General features: G+C 53.2%; 16 protein-coding genes. All 16 read right to left on the bottom strand.

Annotation, left to right across the window (positions count from 1 at the left end; translation table 11 throughout):
- Window positions 1-12: 12 nt before the first annotated feature.
- Window positions 13-3495, bottom strand: a complete 3483-nt coding sequence (gene dnaE / locus AC2FAK_RS02400) for a DNA polymerase III subunit alpha (protein ID WP_095455334.1) — start codon at window positions 3493-3495, stop codon at window positions 13-15.
- 38 nt (window positions 3496-3533) lie between these two features.
- Window positions 3534-4130, bottom strand: coding sequence for a ribonuclease HII (rnhB, locus tag AC2FAK_RS02395; protein WP_013095664.1), 597 nt, complete (start codon window positions 4128-4130; stop codon window positions 3534-3536).
- Complete coding sequence (gene lpxB / locus AC2FAK_RS02390) at window positions 4127-5275, bottom strand: lipid-A-disaccharide synthase (protein ID WP_013095663.1); 1149 nt, start codon at window positions 5273-5275, stop codon at window positions 4127-4129. The genes rnhB and lpxB overlap by 4 nt, the downstream gene beginning before the upstream one ends.
- On the bottom strand, window positions 5275-6063 hold the full coding sequence (lpxA, locus tag AC2FAK_RS02385; protein ID WP_013095662.1) for an acyl-ACP--UDP-N-acetylglucosamine O-acyltransferase: 789 nt from the start codon (window positions 6061-6063) through the stop codon (window positions 5275-5277). Before lpxA ends, lpxB begins: the two co-directional genes overlap by 1 nt.
- 3 nt (window positions 6064-6066) lie before the next feature.
- On the bottom strand, window positions 6067-6522 hold the full coding sequence (gene fabZ / locus AC2FAK_RS02380) for a 3-hydroxyacyl-ACP dehydratase FabZ (RefSeq protein WP_010426706.1): 456 nt from the start codon (window positions 6520-6522) through the stop codon (window positions 6067-6069).
- Between the two features lie 104 nt (window positions 6523-6626).
- Window positions 6627-7652 (bottom strand): UDP-3-O-(3-hydroxymyristoyl)glucosamine N-acyltransferase, encoded by a 1026-nt coding sequence (lpxD, locus tag AC2FAK_RS02375; protein WP_013095661.1) that lies wholly within the window; start codon window positions 7650-7652, stop codon window positions 6627-6629.
- Window positions 7653-7655: 3 nt separating this feature from the next.
- Window positions 7656-8150, bottom strand: a complete 495-nt coding sequence (gene skp, locus AC2FAK_RS02370; RefSeq protein ID WP_013095660.1) for a molecular chaperone Skp — start codon at window positions 8148-8150, stop codon at window positions 7656-7658.
- 122 nt (window positions 8151-8272) lie between these two features.
- A complete protein-coding gene (gene bamA / locus AC2FAK_RS02365; RefSeq protein WP_013095659.1) occupies window positions 8273-10690 on the bottom strand; it encodes an outer membrane protein assembly factor BamA in 2418 nt (805 codons plus the stop codon).
- Between the two features lie 31 nt (window positions 10691-10721).
- Entirely contained in the window at window positions 10722-12074 is a 1353-nt protein-coding gene (gene rseP / locus AC2FAK_RS02360) for a sigma E protease regulator RseP (RefSeq protein WP_014830712.1), read from the bottom strand.
- Window positions 12075-12085: 11 nt separating this feature from the next.
- Window positions 12086-12943 carry a phosphatidate cytidylyltransferase gene (gene cdsA, locus AC2FAK_RS02355; protein ID WP_013095657.1) on the bottom strand — a complete coding sequence of 286 codons (858 nt, stop codon included), beginning with the start codon at window positions 12941-12943 and terminating at the stop codon, window positions 12086-12088.
- 12 nt (window positions 12944-12955) lie between these two features.
- Complete coding sequence (gene ispU / locus AC2FAK_RS02350; RefSeq protein WP_095455335.1) at window positions 12956-13714, bottom strand: (2E,6E)-farnesyl-diphosphate-specific ditrans,polycis-undecaprenyl-diphosphate synthase; 759 nt, start codon at window positions 13712-13714, stop codon at window positions 12956-12958.
- A 186-nt stretch (window positions 13715-13900) separates the two neighbouring features.
- Window positions 13901-15100, bottom strand: a complete 1200-nt coding sequence (gene ispC, locus AC2FAK_RS02345) for a 1-deoxy-D-xylulose-5-phosphate reductoisomerase (protein WP_038981256.1) — start codon at window positions 15098-15100, stop codon at window positions 13901-13903.
- 95 nt (window positions 15101-15195) lie between these two features.
- Entirely contained in the window at window positions 15196-15753 is a 558-nt protein-coding gene (gene frr, locus AC2FAK_RS02340; RefSeq protein ID WP_008501909.1) for a ribosome recycling factor, read from the bottom strand.
- Between the two features lie 167 nt (window positions 15754-15920).
- On the bottom strand, window positions 15921-16646 hold the full coding sequence (gene pyrH, locus AC2FAK_RS02335) for a UMP kinase (RefSeq protein WP_003856194.1): 726 nt from the start codon (window positions 16644-16646) through the stop codon (window positions 15921-15923).
- 151 nt (window positions 16647-16797) lie between these two features.
- Window positions 16798-17649 carry a translation elongation factor Ts gene (gene tsf, locus AC2FAK_RS02330; RefSeq protein ID WP_008501911.1) on the bottom strand — a complete coding sequence of 284 codons (852 nt, stop codon included), beginning with the start codon at window positions 17647-17649 and terminating at the stop codon, window positions 16798-16800.
- A 117-nt stretch (window positions 17650-17766) separates the two neighbouring features.
- The gene (gene rpsB, locus AC2FAK_RS02325) at window positions 17767-18492 is read right to left on the bottom strand and encodes a 30S ribosomal protein S2 (protein WP_013095653.1); all 726 of its coding nucleotides are present in this window, start codon (window positions 18490-18492) and stop codon (window positions 17767-17769) included.
- Between the last annotated feature and the right edge of the window lie 284 nt (window positions 18493-18776).

Raw genomic sequence — 18776 nt, 5'->3', positions numbered from 1 at the left:
AGTATTCCTGTATTAGTCAAACTCCAGTTCCACCTGCTCCGAACCAATGAGGCCACGGAGATCGTTCAGTAAACGATCGCTCGGAGAGACACGCCACGTTGCACCAAAGCGCAACCGCGCACGTGCATCCGCCCTCTGATAGTAGAGATGTACTGGAATTGTCCCCGAGCGGTGGGGTTCCAGAGACTGACGGAGTCGGTTTAAAAGCTGGTCATCAATTTGCCTGTCCGTCAGCGAGATAGCAAGCCCGCGAGCATATTTTTCCCGGGCTTCGTCAATGTCCATCACTTCGCGGGCGGTCATTTTAAGCCCCCCGCTGAAGTCATCAAAGCTGACCTGTCCGCTGACGATAAGTATGCGGTCTTTTTCCAGCAATTGCTGGTATTTATCCAGCGCGTCGGTGAATAACATCACCTCCAGACGCCCGGAACGGTCATCCAGGGTACAGATGCCGATACGATTGCCGCGCTTGGTGACCATAACCCTTGCAGCAATCACGAGCCCCGCAGCCGTGGTGATTTTACCACGTTCTGTCGGATGCATGTCTTTCAGCCTGTAGCCTCCGACATAGCGCTCAATTTCTTTGATGTACTGATTGATCGGGTGCCCCGTCAGGTACAAGCCTAACGTTTCACGCTCACCATCCAGCACCACCTGTTCTGGCCACGGCAGACAGCTGGCGTAAGACTGCTCGATCTGCTCTGGCTCTTCCGCCAGCACGCCGAACATGTCCGCCTGGCCAATGGCTTCCGCTTTTGCATGCTGATCCGCGGCTTTAAGCGCGTCGCCAAGCGAGTTCATCAGCGCGGCGCGGTGCGGCCCCAGCCTGTCGAACGCACCGGACATGATCAGTTTTTCCAGCACGCGGCGGTTCAGTTTTTTGGTATCGGTACGGGCGCACAGATCAAACAGCTCGCGGAAATAACCGCCGTTATTACGCGCTTCGATGATCGCCTCGATCGGCCCTTCACCTACGCCTTTGATTGCGCCGATCCCGTACACGATCTCCCCGTCGTCGTTAACGTGGAAATGGTAAAGACCCGAGTTAATATCCGGCGGCAGGATCTTCAGTCCCATGCGCCAGCACTCATCCACCAGGCCAACCACCTTCTCGGTGTTATCCATATCGGCGGTCATTACCGCCGCCATAAATTCAGCGGGATAGTGCGCCTTCAGCCACAGGGTTTGATACGACACCAAAGCATAGGCGGCAGAGTGCGATTTGTTAAATCCGTACCCGGCGAATTTCTCCACCAGGTCGAAGATTTTCATTGCCAGTTCGCCGTCAATGCCGTTTTTCTTCGCGCCATCTTCAAAAATAGAGCGCTGCTTGGCCATCTCCTCCGGCTTTTTCTTACCCATTGCACGACGCAGCATATCCGCGCCGCCGAGGGTATAGCCGGAGAGCACCTGAGCAATCTGCATGACCTGTTCCTGATACAGGATGATGCCGTAGGTTGGCTCCAGTACCGGCTTCAGGCTTTCGTGCTGCCACTGAACGTCCGGGTAGGAAATCTCTTCCCGACCATGCTTACGGTCGATAAAGTTATCTACCATCCCCGACTGCAGCGGTCCCGGACGGAACAGCGCCACCAGTGCGATCATATCTTCGAAGCAGTCAGGCTGCAGACGTTTAATCAGATCTTTCATGCCGCGGGATTCAAGCTGGAAGACCGCGGTGGTCTCCGAGCGCTGCAGCATGTCGAAACTTTTCTTGTCATCCAGCGGGATAGCCGCGATATCCAGCGGCGGCTCGCCGTTCTTCTCGCGGCGGGCGTTGATCATCTCCAGCGCCCAGTTGATGATGGTAAGCGTACGCAGACCGAGGAAGTCGAACTTCACCAGCCCGGCGTATTCAACGTCGTTCTTATCAAACTGGGTAACCGGGTGCTGCCCCGCTTCGTCACAATAGAGCGGCGCAAAGTCGGTAATTTTGGTCGGGGCGATAACCACACCACCCGCGTGTTTACCGGCGTTACGCGTGACGCCTTCCAGCTTACGCGCCATGTCGATCAGCGCTTTGACTTCTTCGTCAGCTTCGTAGATTTCCGGCAGCTGCGGCTCGGCTTCAAACGCTTTTGCCAGCGTCATCCCCGGATCGGGCGGCACCAGCTTAGAGATGCGATCGACGAAGCCGTACGGATGCCCCAGCACGCGGCCCACGTCGCGGATAACCGCTTTCGCCGCCATCGTACCGAAGGTAATGATCTGCGAAACCGCGTCACGGCCATACATATCCGCCACGTGCTCAATAACCTGGTCACGTTTTTCCATACAGAAGTCGACGTCGAAGTCGGGCATGGAGACACGTTCCGGGTTAAGGAAACGTTCGAACAGCAGGTCAAATTCCAGCGGATCGAGGTCAGTGATCTTAAGCGCATAGGCCACCAGTGACCCGGCACCGGAACCACGTCCAGGACCAACCGGCACGCCGTTATCCTTCGACCACTGGATAAACTCCATTACGATCAGGAAGTAGCCCGGGAAGCCCATCTGGTTGATAACCTGAAGTTCGATATCCAGGCGCTCGTCATACTCCGGACGGCGTTTTTTACGCTCTTCTTCATCCGGGAAAAGGAACTCAAGACGTTCTTCCAGACCTTCTTTGGATTTCATGACCAGGAAGTCTTCCGTGGTCATTTCCCCGGTCGGGAACTGCGGCAGGAAATACTCACCCAAACGCACGGTAACGTTACAGCGCTTGGCGATTTCAACGCTGTTTTCCAGCGCTTCCGGGATGTCAGAGAAGAGTTCACACATCTCCTCTTCGCTGCGCATGAACTGCTGAGCAGAATAATTACGCGGGCGCTTCGGATCGTCGAGGGTGAAGCCATCATGGATCGCCACGCGAATCTCGTGAGCGTCGAAATCCCCGGCCTCAAGGAAGCGTACATCGTTGGTTGCCACCACGGGCAGCCCGCGCACTTCCGCAAGCGCCACAGCGGCATGGAGATAACTCTCTTCATCCGGGCGACCGGTGCGGATCAGCTCCAGATAATAACGATCCGGGAAGTACTCTTCATAGAATGATACGCACTGATCCACCAGCGCACTATTGCCGCGCAGCAGGCATTTGCCCACATCACCCATGCGGCCGCCGGAGATCAGCAATAACCCTTCGTTCAGCTCCGCCAGCCAGTCCCGGTCAATCCATGGCCCCAGGGCGCCGTAGCCTCGCTGGTAGGCTTTGGAGATAAGCAGGGTGAGATTCTGATAACCCGTGTTGTTCATCGCTAACACGGAAATTTGCGTCATTTCGTCGCCGAGCAGTTCGCTCTGCACATGAAAATCAGCTCCGACGATGGGTTTCATCCCCGCGCCATGCGCCGTTCCGTAGAACTTCACCAGACCACACAGGTTGGTAAAATCGGTGATCGCCAGCGCAGGCATACCCAGTGAGGCCGCCTTTTTTACCAGCGGCCCGGTTTTTGCCAGCCCATCGATCATGGAGTAGTCGCTATGCACCCGCAGGTGTACGAAACGTGGTTCAGCCATCTTCAGATTCCGCGTTACTTAATTGCTTGCGTATTGATTCAGGACACCAGTCCCAGCGCGCGTTTCACCGGGCCAAAACTGCGCCGGTGATGCTCGGTTGCGCCATGTTCAGCCAGCTTTTCCAGGTGGAAGGCTGTAGGATACCCTTTATGCTGAGCGAAGCCATACTGAGGGTAAGTGAGATCCAGCGCGGCCATTTCAGCATCGCGAGTCACTTTGGCAATAATAGAAGCCGCACTGATTTCCGCGACCCGGCTATCCCCTTTTACTACCGCCATGGAAGGCACTGGTAATGCAGGGCAACGGTTGCCGTCAATAAGAACATACTCCGGGGCAATTTTCAGCCCCGCCACCGCACGCTGCATCGCCAGCATTGTGGCATGCAGGATGTTCAGCTCGTCAATTTCATGCGGTTCAGCACGCCCAAGGCTCCAGGCTAATGCTTTTTCCTGAATCTCATCAAATAACGCCAGTCGGCGCTTTTCTGAAAGCTTTTTGGAGTCATTCAACCCGATAATCGGACGGGCAGGATCGAGGATCACCGCCGCGGTCACAACAGCGCCCACTAACGGGCCACGGCCCACTTCGTCCACACCCGCAACAAGGTGGGTGTGAGGATAAATAAATTCCATCATCTTGCTAACTCCAGCACCGCATCAGCCGCTTGCTCATCGGCATTACAGCGGATCTGCTGATGCAGTTCGCGGAACGTATCATGCATCTGGTGGCTGGTCTTGCCGTTGGCAAGCAGCGGTAGCAGGGCATCGGCCAGCGCCTGAGGCTGACACTCGTCCTGCAAAAGCTCTTTCACCAGTTCACGCCCGGCGAGCAGGTTTGGCAGCGAAACGTACTCCGTCTTCACCAGGCGTTTGGCCAGCCAGAAGGTGAACGGTTTCATGCGATAGCCTACCACCATCGGACATTTCGCCAGCATGCACTCCAGGGCTGCCGTACCGGAGGCCAGCAGCGCGGCATCGCTCGCGACCATCGCCTCACGGCCTTTTCCATCCAGCAGATGGATGTGAAGATCCGGTGCAACCTCGGCTTTGATACGCTCAAACTGCTCGCGGCGTTTGGCGTTCACCAGCGGCACAACCACTTCGAGATCGGGGTAGGTATCGCGCAGAATTTGCGCGGTTTTCAGGAAGTCCGCGCTAAGCATCTCTACTTCTGCGCCACGGCTACCCGGCAGAAGAGCCAGACAGTGCGCATCGTGAGGGATCCCCAGCACGTCACGCGCTGCGTTTTTATCCGGATCCAGCGGCATCGCATCCGCCATGGTATGCCCGATAAAACGGCACGGAACGTTAAATTTGTCGTAAAACGCTTTTTCGAAAGGCAGGAAAGCCAGCACCAGATTGGTTGACCGTCCGATTTTGAAAACGCGTTTCTGTCGCCACGCCCAGACGGACGGACTGACGTAGTGAATGGTTTTAATGCCCTGCTTTTTCAGATTCCCTTCGAGGGTAATGTTGAAGTCAGGCGCATCAATACCGACAAAGACATCGGGTTTGAGCTCGGTGAAGCGGCGGGTAAGATCGGCGCGGATATGCAGCAGACGACGCAGTCGCCCCAGCACCTCAACAATGCCCATCACGGCCAGCTCTTCCATTTCGTACCAGGCTTCGCAGCCTTCAGCCTGCATTAGCGGGCCTGCAACGCCAACAAAGCGAGCATCAGGTACGCGAGCCTTAAGCGCGCGGATAAGACCGGCACCAAGAATATCGCCGGAGGTTTCTCCGGCGACCAGGGCTATCGTAAGCGGACGACTGTCGACCATTAACGAATCAGACCCCTTGTGGAACGGTCAAAGAATTCCATGAACGCGTTCACTTCAGGGTGCTTTTCCGCCAGTTCGGCAATTTCCGGCTTCGCCTCTTCCAGCGTTTTGCCGCTACGGTACAGTAACTTATACGCGTTGCGGATAGCCGTAATCGCTTCGCGACTAAAGCCACGACGCTTGAGGCCTTCGATGTTCACGCCGAATGGCGTGGCATGGTTGCCCTGCGCAATTACATACGGTGGGACGTCCTGCGCCACACCGGAGCATCCGCCGACCATCACGTGTGCACCAATGATGCAGAACTGATGGACTGCGGTCATACCGCCAATAATTGCGAAATCATCAACCGATACGTGTCCTGCCAGCGTTGCGTTGTTGGCAAGAATACAGCGGTCACCTACGGTACAGTCGTGCGCGATGTGCGCATTAACCATAAACAGGTTATCGCTGCCCACCTTCGTCAACCCACCACCCTGTACTGTTCCACGATGAATGGTGACGCTTTCGCGGATACGGTTACGATCGCCAATTTCCAGACGGGTCGACTCACCAGCATATTTTAAATCCTGGTTAACTTCGCCGATGGAGGCGAACTGATAGATCTCATTGTTGCTGCCAATGGTCGTATGACCATTCACGACAACGTGAGATTTCAGTACTGTACCCTCACCAATTTCGACATGGGGACCAACAATACAGAATGGGCCAATGTGGACATTAGCACCAATAATGGCGCCGGTTTCCACAATAGCGGTAGGATGAATAAAGGCAGATTTATCAATCACGTATCAGGACTCCCGGCTACGAGCACACATCATCGTCGCTTCGCAAACAACTTTGCCGTCAACCAGCGCTACGCCTTTAAAGCGAGTCAGGCCACGACGCGTTTTTTCAAAAGTGACTTCCATGATCATCTGATCACCAGGCACGACAGGACGCTTGAAGCGCGCTTCATCGATACCCGCGAAGTAGTACAGTTCACCCGGCTCCAGTTTGCCTACGCTTTTAAACGCAAGAATACCGGTAGCTTGTGCCATCGCTTCCAGGATCAACACACCCGGGAAGATGGGTTTACCAGGGAAGTGCCCCTGGAAGAATGGCTCGTTAACGGAGACATTTTTCACTGCGCGCAGAAAACGACCTTCTTCAAAATCCAGCACACGGTCTACCAGCAAAAACGGGTAGCGGTGCGGCAGAAGTTCTAAAATCTCTTCAATATGCAGAGTATGAGTGTCGGTAGTCAAAATACTCTTCCTGTCAAAATGTACTGATTAGCAATAATAACACGGCCTGCCGGTTTAAAAGAAAGCCGACAGGCCGGGAAATTAAGCGTTAAAAAGATGAACGCTTAGTCTTGTTGATCGATCTTACGCTCAAGGGACTTGAGTCGCTTGCTCATATCATCAATATTCATCACCAGAGCTGCTGTTTTACGCCATACCTTGTTAGGTTGCAGCGGGATGCCTGAGGAATAGACGCCTGGCTCAGTGATAGGACGCATTACCATGCCCATTCCCGTCACGGTGACCTTGTCGCATATTTCCATATGACCATTGATCACGCTGGCACCGCCAATCATGCAGTAACGGCCAATTTTCAGACTGCCTGCCATGATGACGCCACCTGCAACCGCGGTATTGTCGCCAATCACAACGTTATGCGCAATCTGGCACTGATTATCGATAATAACACCGTTGCCGATAATGGTGTCGTCAAGCGCACCACGGTCAATGGTGGTGCAGGCTCCGATCTCAACGCGATCGCCAATGATAACGCGACCAAGTTGCGGGATCTTAACCCAATTACCACGATCGTTAGCGTAGCCAAAACCGTCAGAACCAATCACTGTGCTGGACTGAACGAGGCAATTTTCGCCGATTTCAACTTCGTGGTAGACGGACACATTGGCCCACAAACGGGTCCCGGCGCCGATTTTTGTGTTTTTCCCAACGAAGCAGCCCGGGCCGATGACGACGTTATCGCCCAGTACGACGCCAGACTCGATCACGGCATTTGCGCCGACTGCTACGTTGTTACCCAGCTGAGCCGTCGGATCGATTGCTGCACTGGCAGCAATGTTTTGCGCCGGCTGCGGCGTGGTATCAAGAATTTGTGCCATGCGAGCATACGTCAGGTAGGGATTTTTCACTACCAGTGCCGCACCAGTGGCAAACGGAAGATCGTCCTGCGTCAGAACAACAGCCGACGCCTGGCATTGAGCCAGATGTTCACGGTACTTAGGGCTTACCATGAAGGTAATATTGCCAGCTTTAGCAGATTGCATGGACGCAACAGCGGTGATGACGATATCGCCATCACCGTGTAATTCTGCATCCAACTGCTGAGCTAAATCAGCCAGTCGAATTGAAGGCATTACTTATTTAACCTGTTTCAGAACATCAGCGGTGATGTCTTTAACATCGCTGCTGTTGAAAGCAACGGCGTTCGCATCAACAACCAGATCGATGTTCTGATCGGCAGCAACTGCTTTAACAGCAGTCTGAATGCGAGTCACCAGCTTGCCACGCTCTTCGTTAGAACGACGCTGACGATCCTGCTCGAAAGCCTGCGCTTTCTGGGAGAACGTCTGGCGCTGAGCCATTACGTCTTTTTCCAGTTTGCTGCGCTCGCTTGATTTCATGGTAGAACCATCACGCTGCAGACGCTGCATTTTGGACTGAAGATCGTTTTCCATACCCTGCAGTTCGCTTGCACGGCCTTTGAATTCGTTTTCCAGAGTCGCAGAAACGCCAGTTTTCTGTGCAACCTGCTGGAACAAATTACCCATGTTGACGATTGCAATTTTGTCTGCTGCCTGAGCAGAAGTTGCCATCGCTAAACCGAGACCTGCAGCTAATAACCACTTTTTCACAATTAACTCCTTACCATCCCATTGGCACCAGAAGGTACCGTTCTTTGCGTGGCAAGGCGATCGTTTTACCGATCGCCGGTTGTCAGCGCTACACTGCCAACGCATTCCTTTGCCGCGGAGAATTACCAGGTTTTACCAATGTTAAACTGGAATTGCTCCGACTTATCTCCATCATATTTCTTAAACGGCTGGGCGTAAGAGAAGACCAACGGCCCCAGCGGTGACATCCATTGTAATGCGATACCTGCAGACATGCGAATATTGCCCGGATCGCTGTAGTCTGGAACACCTGCCGCACGCATCTGGGCAGTGTTCTCCCAGTTGGTATCCCACACGGTACCGGCATCCCAGAAGAAGGACGTACGGACTGAATTCGCGTATTTATCACTGATAAATGGCGTTGGCGTGATGAACTCAAGGCTCGCCACGGCCATGGCGTTACCGCCTACCGCATCATCAGAGCTACAAACCTGTTTTGGATCCCGGCTTGCGCAGTTATCTTCGTCATTACCGCCGTAATAAACCGCTTTCGGACCAATGTTGTTGGACTGGAAGCCACGAACGGTACTGGAACCACCGGCGTAGAAGTTCTCATAGAACGGCATCTCTTTGCCGCCTAAACCATCGCCATAGCCCCAACGGGTACGACCCAGAACCACCCACTTATGATCGTCATCGATCGGGAAGTACGAGGCAGTATCGAGCGTTAACTTGTAGAACTCGTTATCAGAACCAGGAATAGTCACTTTACCATTCAGGTTGACACGAGAACCTTCCGTTGGGAAGTAACCACGGTCAAGGCGGTTATACGTCCAACCGTAGTTGAAGGTGAAGTCATCCGCCGCAAAACCGTTGTTATCGCTGGAGGTGCTCGCCGACTGGCCGATAGAGTCGAGATAACGCCACATTGCCACCTGCGGTTGCATATTGGACAGGTCATTGTGCACGTAACCTAAGCCCGCACGCAGGGTGTTGTATTCGTTAACCGGGAATCCAAGCGTACCGTCTACACCGTAGCTCTTGTTGGTGTACGAGGACAGATCCGCGTCGTCTGCTTTAAAGTCGTTATAGAAGATACGACCACCCAGGCTCACACCGTCGACGGTGAAGTATGGGTTAGTGACAGAGAACTCAGAGTAGGTCTGGTAGTCGTTTTTGGTACCGTTGATACCCACCGAGTAACCCGTACCCAGCCAGTTATCCTGCTGAACGCCAACCTGGAAGCTCACGCCGCTTTCAGTACCGTAGCCCACACCGAAGTTAAAGCTACCGGTATTACGCTCTTTCACTTTGTACACGACATCAACCTGGTCCGGGCTGCCCGGCACACGCTGGGTATCGGTATCAACTGTCTCAAAATAGCCCAGACGGTTCAGACGCTCTTTACCCTGGTCAACGAGGTCGCTACCCAACCATGCCCCTTCCATCTGGCGCATTTCGCGACGCAGAACGGAATCTTTGGAGGTGTCGTTACCTTCGAAGCGGATCTTACGCACGTAGAAACGGTTGCCCGCATCAACGTTAACGTGAAGCTTAACGGTTTTATCCGCGTCGTTGATTTCCGGCTGAGTTTGCACACGCGGATAGGCATAACCATAGCGGCCGAGCAGCTTTTTAATGCCGTCTTCCATTTTGGTTACTTTAGAACCGCTGTACAGATCGCCTGGCTGAATTTTGGTCAGCGATTCGATCTCGGCAGAATGCCCCGCCAGGTTGCCACTTACTTCAACACCCGAAAGCTTGTACTGATCGCCTTCTGTGATGTTAATCGTAATGTAGATCCCTTTCTTGTCCGGGGTCAGACTCACCTGAGTCGAGTCGATGTTGAAACGGGCATAACCGCGATCCAGATAGTAGCTGCGCAGGGTTTCGAGGTCGCCCGCCAGTTTCTGTTTCTGGTATTTGCGATCGCCCACCACGTTCCACCACGGCACTTCGTCACGCAGTTGGAAGGTGGAGATCAGTTCGTCGGTAGTGAACGCGTGGTTCCCGACGATGTTGATCTGTTGGATCTTCGCCGAGACGCCTTCCTGGAAGACCAGCTTCAGGTCAACACGGTTACGCGGCAGCGGAGTCACCACCGCTTTCACGCTGGCGCTGTACTTACCGACGCTGTAATAGAAGTCTTCCAGACCTTTTTCAATGTCTGAAAGGGTGGTGCGGTCCAGAGATTCCCCCACACGAACACCGGATGCTTCAAGGTTCTGCTTGAGCATGTCATCTTTCACCGACTTGTTACCGGAGAAAGTGATACTGGCGATCGTTGGACGTTCTTTTACCTGAACCAGCAGCGTATCACCATCGCGCAGGACGCGGACATCCTCAAAGTTGCCGGTGGCAAACAGAGCACGGATGGTGTTACTGATGTCATCATCATTAACCGTATCGCCGGGGCGCACAGGCATACTGAGGAGGGCCGCACCAACGGCGACACGCTGAAGGCCTTCGAAATGAATGTCTTTCACTACGAACCCGTCAGCACCGTATACGGTGGCGCTGCTAAACAGCAGCGACGCTATGAGCAACTTTTTCATCGCCATCGTTATTATGCGTTCTTCCTAACTAACTCTCTTACAACCGAGAGAAATCATTGAAAAGTGCAAGCCCCATTAACAGCACCAGCAAAATCGAGCCAATGCGATAACTAAAGTCTTGAACTCGCTCGGATACCGGCCCGCCTTTTAGCTTTTCAATCGCTAAAAACAGCAGATGACCCCCGTCTAAAACGGGAAGCGGGAACAGGTTGATGATCCCAAGGTTCACGCTAATGAGCGCGAGAAACATGAGATAGTAAATCACCCCGAACTCCGCTGACATCCCAGCCCCCTGAGCTATCGAAATTGGCCCACTGAGGTTGTTCAGTTTCACATCACCGGTTATCAATTTCCCCAACATGTTTACCGTCAGCTTCATCAGTTGCCATGTTTTATCCGTGGCTTCAAGGATGGCGCTAAACGGCCCATACTGGCGTATTGTCTTGTACTCATCAGGCAGCGGGATCACTTTAGGCACAACGCCTGCAAACCCTTCTGCCTTTTTGCCGACCGATTTGCTATCCGGGATCAGCGTCAGCGAGAGTGGACTACCCTGCCTTTCAACTTCCAGCGCGAGCGACGTACCCGGATTATCGCGCACCAGAGTAACAAAGGTCATCCACTGTGTTAATGGCTGACCATCGACTTTAACGATCCTGTCGCCAGCTTGCAAACCCGCTTTGCTCGCCGCCGAATTTGCCTGAACTTCGGCTAATATCGGTTCGATCTGCGCACCACGTGGGCGAATCCCCAGCGCAGAGACGGGATCTTCTTTGTCTGGCTCGAAACTCCAGTGACGCAAATCCAGCACTTTATTCTGTCGCTGGTCAGAACCAAACGGTGACACGCTGACCGTGGTCTGCTCATCACCGATTTTGGCTACCAGTTGCAGTCGCACGGCATCCCAATCAGGGGTTTCGATACCATCAATCGCTTTAAGTTCCATCCCCGGCGTAATTTGCGCACTCGCCGCGATGGAATTGGGGGCGATTTCACCGACAACCGGACGCACGCCCGGAACGCCGATGATAAACACCAGCCAGTAAGCGAAGATAGCAAAGATGAAATTGGCTACCGGTCCGGCAGCAATGATGGCGGCACGTTGTCCAACGGTTTTGTTATTAAACGCGCTGTGTCGAAGCTCAGGGGCCACAGGCTCAACACGTTCGTCGAGCATTTTGACGTAGCCACCGAGCGGGATAAGGGCGATGACAAATTCCGTGCCGTGACGGTCAGTACGCGTCCAGAGTGATTTGCCAAAACCGATGGAGAACCGCTCTACGCGCACACCGCAACGGCGAGCAACCCAGAAATGGCCAAATTCATGCACGGTAATCAGTACACCCAGTGCAACAATGAACGCCGCCAGATTCCAGAGAATGCTCAGCATAAAACCTTCCGTTAAATCGTCCCGAATACCAGTAAAAGCAGACAAGCAAACACGGGAACAGCCGCTGTCAGGCTGTCAATGCGATCCAGTATCCCGCCATGCCCTGGAATCAGGTGTCCGCTGTCCTTAATCCCTGCTTCTCGCTTGAACATACTTTCGGTTAAATCACCGAGTACCGAGGCCAGCGCGGCAAAAATCGAACACACCAGCAGTATTGACGGTGCAATGTCCAGATTCGCCCAGACGCCATAGCCCCAGGAGATAATCGCTGCCGTAAACAGGCCGCCGATGAATCCTTGCCAGGTTTTACCGGGCGACACCTTCGGAGCCAGTTTATGTTTGCCGAACAGTTTACCAAACATATAGGCCCCAGAGTCAGCCCCCCAGACCAGAATCATCACATAAAGCAGCCAAATCGCACCGCTGTAGTGGTTTTCGTCGTAGTGCCAGGCGCGCAGAGCCACCATGCCCCAGAAAAAAGGCACGATGGTAAGAAGACCAAATATAAGGCGCAGCACTTTTGAATTGCGCCATAACGCCGCGGAGCCTGGATAAAAAAGCACCAAAACAAGGGCGGCGATCCACCAGGCCAACGATACCCACAGGGACCCGGCAACCAGTGGTTGGTGAATATCATGGTGATATTCCGGCAAGGTAAACAGCATCAGGGCCAGGATCAAGCCACAGAGTACCGCCAGCCATACCCGCTGACTGCGCGACGTAAAGCCGCTAAACTGTCCCCATTCCCACGCGGCCAGCATACACACCACCAGCGTGACAATAGCAAATCCCACCGGGGGCAGTAAAAACAGCGCCGCAATGACAATGGGTATTAATACAAAAGCGGAAATCAGGCGATACTTCAGCAAAAGCTACCCCCATCAGGCTTTGTCGCCACCAGGCTCGGTGCCGCCGAAACGACGCTCTCGATTGGCAAAGGCATGCAGCGCACCTTCAAAGTCTTGTTCATCAAAATCGGGCCAAAGCACATCCGTAAAGTAAAGTTCGGCATAGGCAATTTGCCACAGCAAAAAGTTACTTATGCGATGTTCTCCCCCTGTCCTAATTACCAAATCCACAGGTGCCAGTTCATTCATGCAGATTTGCTTGCTCAGCGCGTCTTCATCAATTTGGTCGGGCCTCAACAACCCTTCCTGAACCTGTTCGGCCAGGTACCGAACCCCCTGGATAATATCCCAGCGTCCACCGTAATTCGCCGCGATATTCAGCGTCAGACCCGTGTTATTTTCAGTCAGCGCTTCTGCTTTACGAATCCGTTCCTGCAAACGTGAGTTAAAACGACTGGTTTCGCCAATGACACGCAGGCGCACGTTGTGGCGGTGCAGGCTTTTTACTTCGCTGTCGAGCGCCCACACAAACAGTTCCATCAACGCAGTCACTTCCTGCGCAGGTCGATTCCAGTTTTCACTGCTAAAAGCATAGAGCGTTAACGCATCAATGCCGTTATTGGCGGCAAAAGAGACGGCGCGGCGAACAGATTTCGCCCCAGCTTTATGCCCAAAGGCTCGTATCTTCCCTTGTCTTTTCGCCCAGCGGCCATTGCCATCCATGATGATTGCTACATGACGGCAGCCATGAGCTGGCAAGTTTTCGCTTATTGGTTGATTCGCAGACAACATAACGCGTTTTTAGTCCCTGAAAAGGATTTAACGGTACTCAGGAATACTGAAGCCTATACGTAAAAAAGCCGTGTCAAACCACGGCTTACCTGACCACTTAAAGTCAAATACCTGCGATCAGGTGGCGCAGACTATATCACCGAAGCCCAACGCTAACAAATAGCACGACGACTGGTGCTTGCTTTATCACCAGCTTGCGAGACGTGTCACCTGTTTGCGCGCAATAATGCGAGCCTGCTCATCCACCGCCAGCACCTCTTCCACGCTTTGTGGTTCGCGCAGATCCATCAACTCCAGTACCGACAAATTCAGCATAGCGATATCGGTGAAACGGATCTGCTGATTCAGAAATGCTTCAACGGTAATTTCATTGGCTGCATTGAGTGCCGTCGTCGCCGCCTGCCCCTGGTCAAAGGCATTCATTGCAAGCTTAAGACACGGATAACGATCGTAGTCAGGTTCACTGAACGTCAGAGAACTCAGCTTGCAAAAATCGAGTGGCTTCACGCCAGATTTCACGCGTTCAGGCCATGCCATTGCATGTGCAATTGGCGTACGCATATCCGGCTCTCCCAGCTGTGCCAGCACGCTGCCGTCCTGATAGCGCACCATCGAGTGAATCACCGATTGCGGGTGGATCAGCACTTCCATCTGTTTCGCCGACGCGTTAAACAGCCAGCGAGCTTCAATGTATTCCAGACCTTTGTTCATCATAGTGGCAGAGTCAACGGAGATCTTACGCCCCATTGACCAGTTCGGATGACGGCACGCCTGATCCGGCGTCATTGCGCTCAGTTCAGACAGTGGCGTTTCACGGAACGGGCCACCAGACCCGGTAAGCAAAATCGATACAACTCCATTCTGCTCCAGGTCAGCGTACCCCAGGTTCTGCTGAAAAGGTTGCGGTAAACTCTGAAAAATGGCGTTGTGCTCGCTGTCGACCGGCAAAAGTCGTGCTCCGCGCTGCTTAACCGCCTCCATAAACAGACGTCCGCAGGTTACCAGCGACTCTTTATTCGCCAGCAGAACATCTTTACCGGCATCGATGGCGGCCAGCGTCGGCAGCAACCCGGCCGCGCCAACAATGGCGGCCATCACCTGATCGACCTCGTCCAGCGCGGCCATCTCACAGGCAGCCTGCTGCCCGCTCAGAACCTCAGTACGACTGCCCTTCTCTTGCAGAGCGGCTTTCAGCTGGCGGGCACTCTCTTCGTCATCCATTACCGCATAGCGGGGCGTAAACTCCAGACACTGCTCGACCATTCGCTGCACATTCTTCCCGGCCACCAGTGCTGTCACGGTGTAAAGCGCAGGGTTGTGGCGTACAACGTCGAGAGTGCTGCAACCGATAGATCCGGTTGAGCCAAGGAGAGTTAAATGCTTCATGAGATGCCCGAAAAAAGTTAGACCAGATAAAAGCAAAACGCCGCCAGCAAGACCCGAAGTCCCTCTGAACGGCGTTTATCAGTGTAAGACAGAAATCAGAACTGCATCAGTTCCGCTTCTTTATCTGCCAGCGCCGCATCAATTTTCTTGATGGCAGCGTCAGTCATTTTCTGAATATCGTCCTGTGAACGACGATCGTCATCTTCACTGATCTCTTTTTCTTTCAGCAGCGCTTTCACTTTATCGTTAGCGTCGCGACGGACGTTACGCACGGAAACACGACCCTGCTCAGCTTCGCCACGCACGACTTTGATCAGGTCTTTACGACGCTCTTCGGTCAGTGGAGGCAGTGGAACACGGATATCAGCACCCGCAGAGCTTGGGTTCAGACCGAGGTCAGATGCCATGATCGCTTTCTCAACTGCCGGGCCCATAGAGCGATCGAACACGTTGATTTTCAGCGTACGGGTATCTTCCACGGTCACGCTCGCCAGCTGGCGCAGAGGGGTAGGCGTACCGTAGTACTCTACGATGATGCCATCCAGCAGGCTTGGAGAAGCACGGCCAGTACGGATTTTGCTGATTTGGGTTTTGAACGCTTCTACGCATTTTTCCATGCGTACTTCAGCATCTTTTCTGATGTCGTTAATCACGTTACGAATCCTTGAAAACTTGTCTCAGGCAGACTATCCGCCAGCACAGTGCTACAGGTGTGCTAAGTATAGTCGCGTTTAATTCATGACAACGCCAATGGCGCGTCCGGGTAAGATACCACTTCAAAATAAAGCGGAATCTTACCTGTATTTATCGCCGACGGAAATTATTCCGTGATCAATGTGCCTTCTTTTTCGCCCATGACCACGCGGCGCAGTGCGCCAGGCTTATTCATATTGAAGACACGGATTGGCAGTTTGTGGTCGCGAGCCAGCGTGAAGGCGGCAAGATCCATCACTTTCAGCTCCTTTTCCAGCACTTCGCTGTAGGACAGCTGATCGTACATGGTGGCAGAGGGATCTTTTGCCGGGTCGGCGGTAAACACGCCATCCACTTTGGTTGCTTTCAGCACCACATCGGCTTCGATTTCGATACCGCGCAGGCAGGCAGCGGAATCGGTTGTAAAGAACGGGTTACCCGTACCGGCGGAGAGGATCACCACGCGGTTGTTGCGCAGCAGGCTGATCGCTTCTGCCCAGCTGTAGTTATCGCAAACGCCATTCAAAGGAATAGCGGACATCAGGCGGGCATTCACATAGGCACGATGCAACGCATCACGCATTGCCAGACCGTTCATCACGGTTGCCAGCATACCCATATGGTCGCCCACAACGCGGTTCATCCCCGCTTTCGCCAGACCAGCACCACGGAAAAGGTTGCCACCGCCAATGACCACGCCGACCTGAATACCCAGTTCGACAAGTTCTTTGATCTCCTGTGCCATGCGGTCGAGAATGCTTGCGTCAATACCGAAGCCTTCCGATCCCTGCAGCGCTTCGCCACTCAGCTTAAGCAGAATGCGTTTGTACACGGGTTTTGCATTGGTAGCCATGTTTCTTTCCTGAGACTGTCAACGATTAAGATGGGGGTTAATTCTGGCGACATAGTAAGTCGCATACCAGCACAGCGATACGGGATCCTGTCTGATTTTCGTCTGACGGGTGACAAAAAGAAGCCGCCCTCAGGCGGCTCCTTTTTCATCATTAAGACTGCTTGGACATTGCAGCAACTTCTGCTGCGAAGTCAGTCTCAACTTTCTCGATGCCTTCGCCCACTTCGAAGCGGATGAAGCCAGTTACGTCAGCGTTGTGCTCTTTCAGCAGCTGAGCAACGGATTTGCTTGGATCCATAACGAAAGGCTGGCCAGTCAGAGAAACTTCGCCGGTGAATTTCTTCATGCGGCCTTCAACCATTTTCTCTGCGATTTCTTTTGGCTTACCAGACTGCATCGCGATGTCCAGCTGAACCTGGTACTCTTTCTCTACCACTTCAGCAGACACGTCTTCTGGCTTAACGAATTCTGGTTTGCTTGCAGCGATGTGCATTGCCAGCTGTTTAACCAGCTCTTCGTCAGCGCCTTTAGCCGCAACCAGAACACCGATACGCGCACCGTGCTGGTAAGAACCCAGAACGTCGCCTTCCAGGGACGCTACGCGACGGATGTTGATGTTCTCACCGATTTTAGCAACCAGCGCAACACGTTCTTCTTCGAACTGTGCTTTCAGAACTTCAACGTCAGTGATTTTGCCAGCAACAGCTGCGTCCAGAACTTTGTTTGCAAATGCCTGGAAACCACCATCTTTAGCAACGAAGTCAGTCTGGCAGTTAACTTCCAGAATGATGCCGTAGTTGCCATCGATTTTAGTGATGATCACGCCGTCAGCAGCAACGTTGCCTGCTTTTTTAGCTGCTTTGATCGCACCGGATTTACGCATGTTTTCGATTGCCAGCTCGATGTCGCCGTTCGCTTCAGTCAGCGCTTTTTTGCAATCCATCATGCCTGCGCCAGTACGCTCGCGCAGCTCTTTTACCAGGGATGCGGTAATTTCAGCCATTCTTAAATCCTCGGGAGATGTGAACTGCCCGGCCTGCGGCCAAACAGTATAAATTGAAAAAAGGGGCCGATAATGGGCCCCTATTCATACACGGTACTAATAAGGGGTGAAACCTTATTATTCAGCTTCTACGAAGCTTTCTTCCGCCTGAGAAGCCAGATCCTGGGAACGGCCTTCACGAACGGTAGCAGCTACAGCGCTCAGGTACAGGCTAACAGCACGGATTGCGTCGTCGTTACCCGGGATAACGAAGTCAACACCGTCCGGATCGGAGTTGGTATCAACGATAGCGAATACCGGGATACCCAGGTTGTTAGCTTCTTTGATTGCGATGTGCTCGTGGTCTGCATCGATTACGAACAGCGCGTCTGGCAGGCCGCCCATATCTTTGATACCGCCCAGGCTGTTTTCCAGCTTGTCCAGCTCACGAGTGCGCATCAGCGCTTCTTTCTTAGTCAGCTTGTCGAAAGTACCGTCCTGAGACTGGGTTTCCAGATCTTTCAGGCGCTTGATGGACTGACGAACAGTTTTCCAGTTGGTCAGCATGCCGCCCAACCAGCGATGGTTCACGAAGAACTGGTCGCAGCTGTTAGCAGCATCTTTCACAGCTTCGCTTGCAGCGCGCTTAGTACCAACGAACAGAATCTTACCTTTACGGGAAGCGATCTTGTTCAGCTCAGCCAGGGCTTCGTTGAACATTGGTACAGTTTTCTCAAGGTTGATGATGTGAACTTTGTTACGCGCGCCGAAGATGAAAGGCTTCATTTTCGGGTTCCAGTAACGGGTCTGGTGACCGAAGTGAACACCAGCCTTGAGCATGTCGCGCATGGAAACAGTTGCCATGTTTAAAACCTCTATATTGAAAGTTGGGGTTATGCCTCCACGTATCCCATATTACCGACCCCGAAGGGCACCCCGGAATATGTGCCGATACGTGTGTGTTGTTACACAAAGTGAGATATATCGCTCCCGTCCAGCCTGTGTATCTGAGATGGATCGGAAGTCCGGCGCGCTTTATACCACAAATCACGACCAGAAACCAATAATTGTTGGCGTAGTGTGCTGTTAATGATTCTCAGTTTGGCACGGGGTGCGCCTGACTGATACCATTGACGGTACTTAGACTA

Source organism: Enterobacter cloacae complex sp. 394F7 (assembly GCF_057320385.1).
Note: the sequence above shows the minus strand (reverse complement) of the source record. Positions and strands in the feature narration are given on the sequence as shown.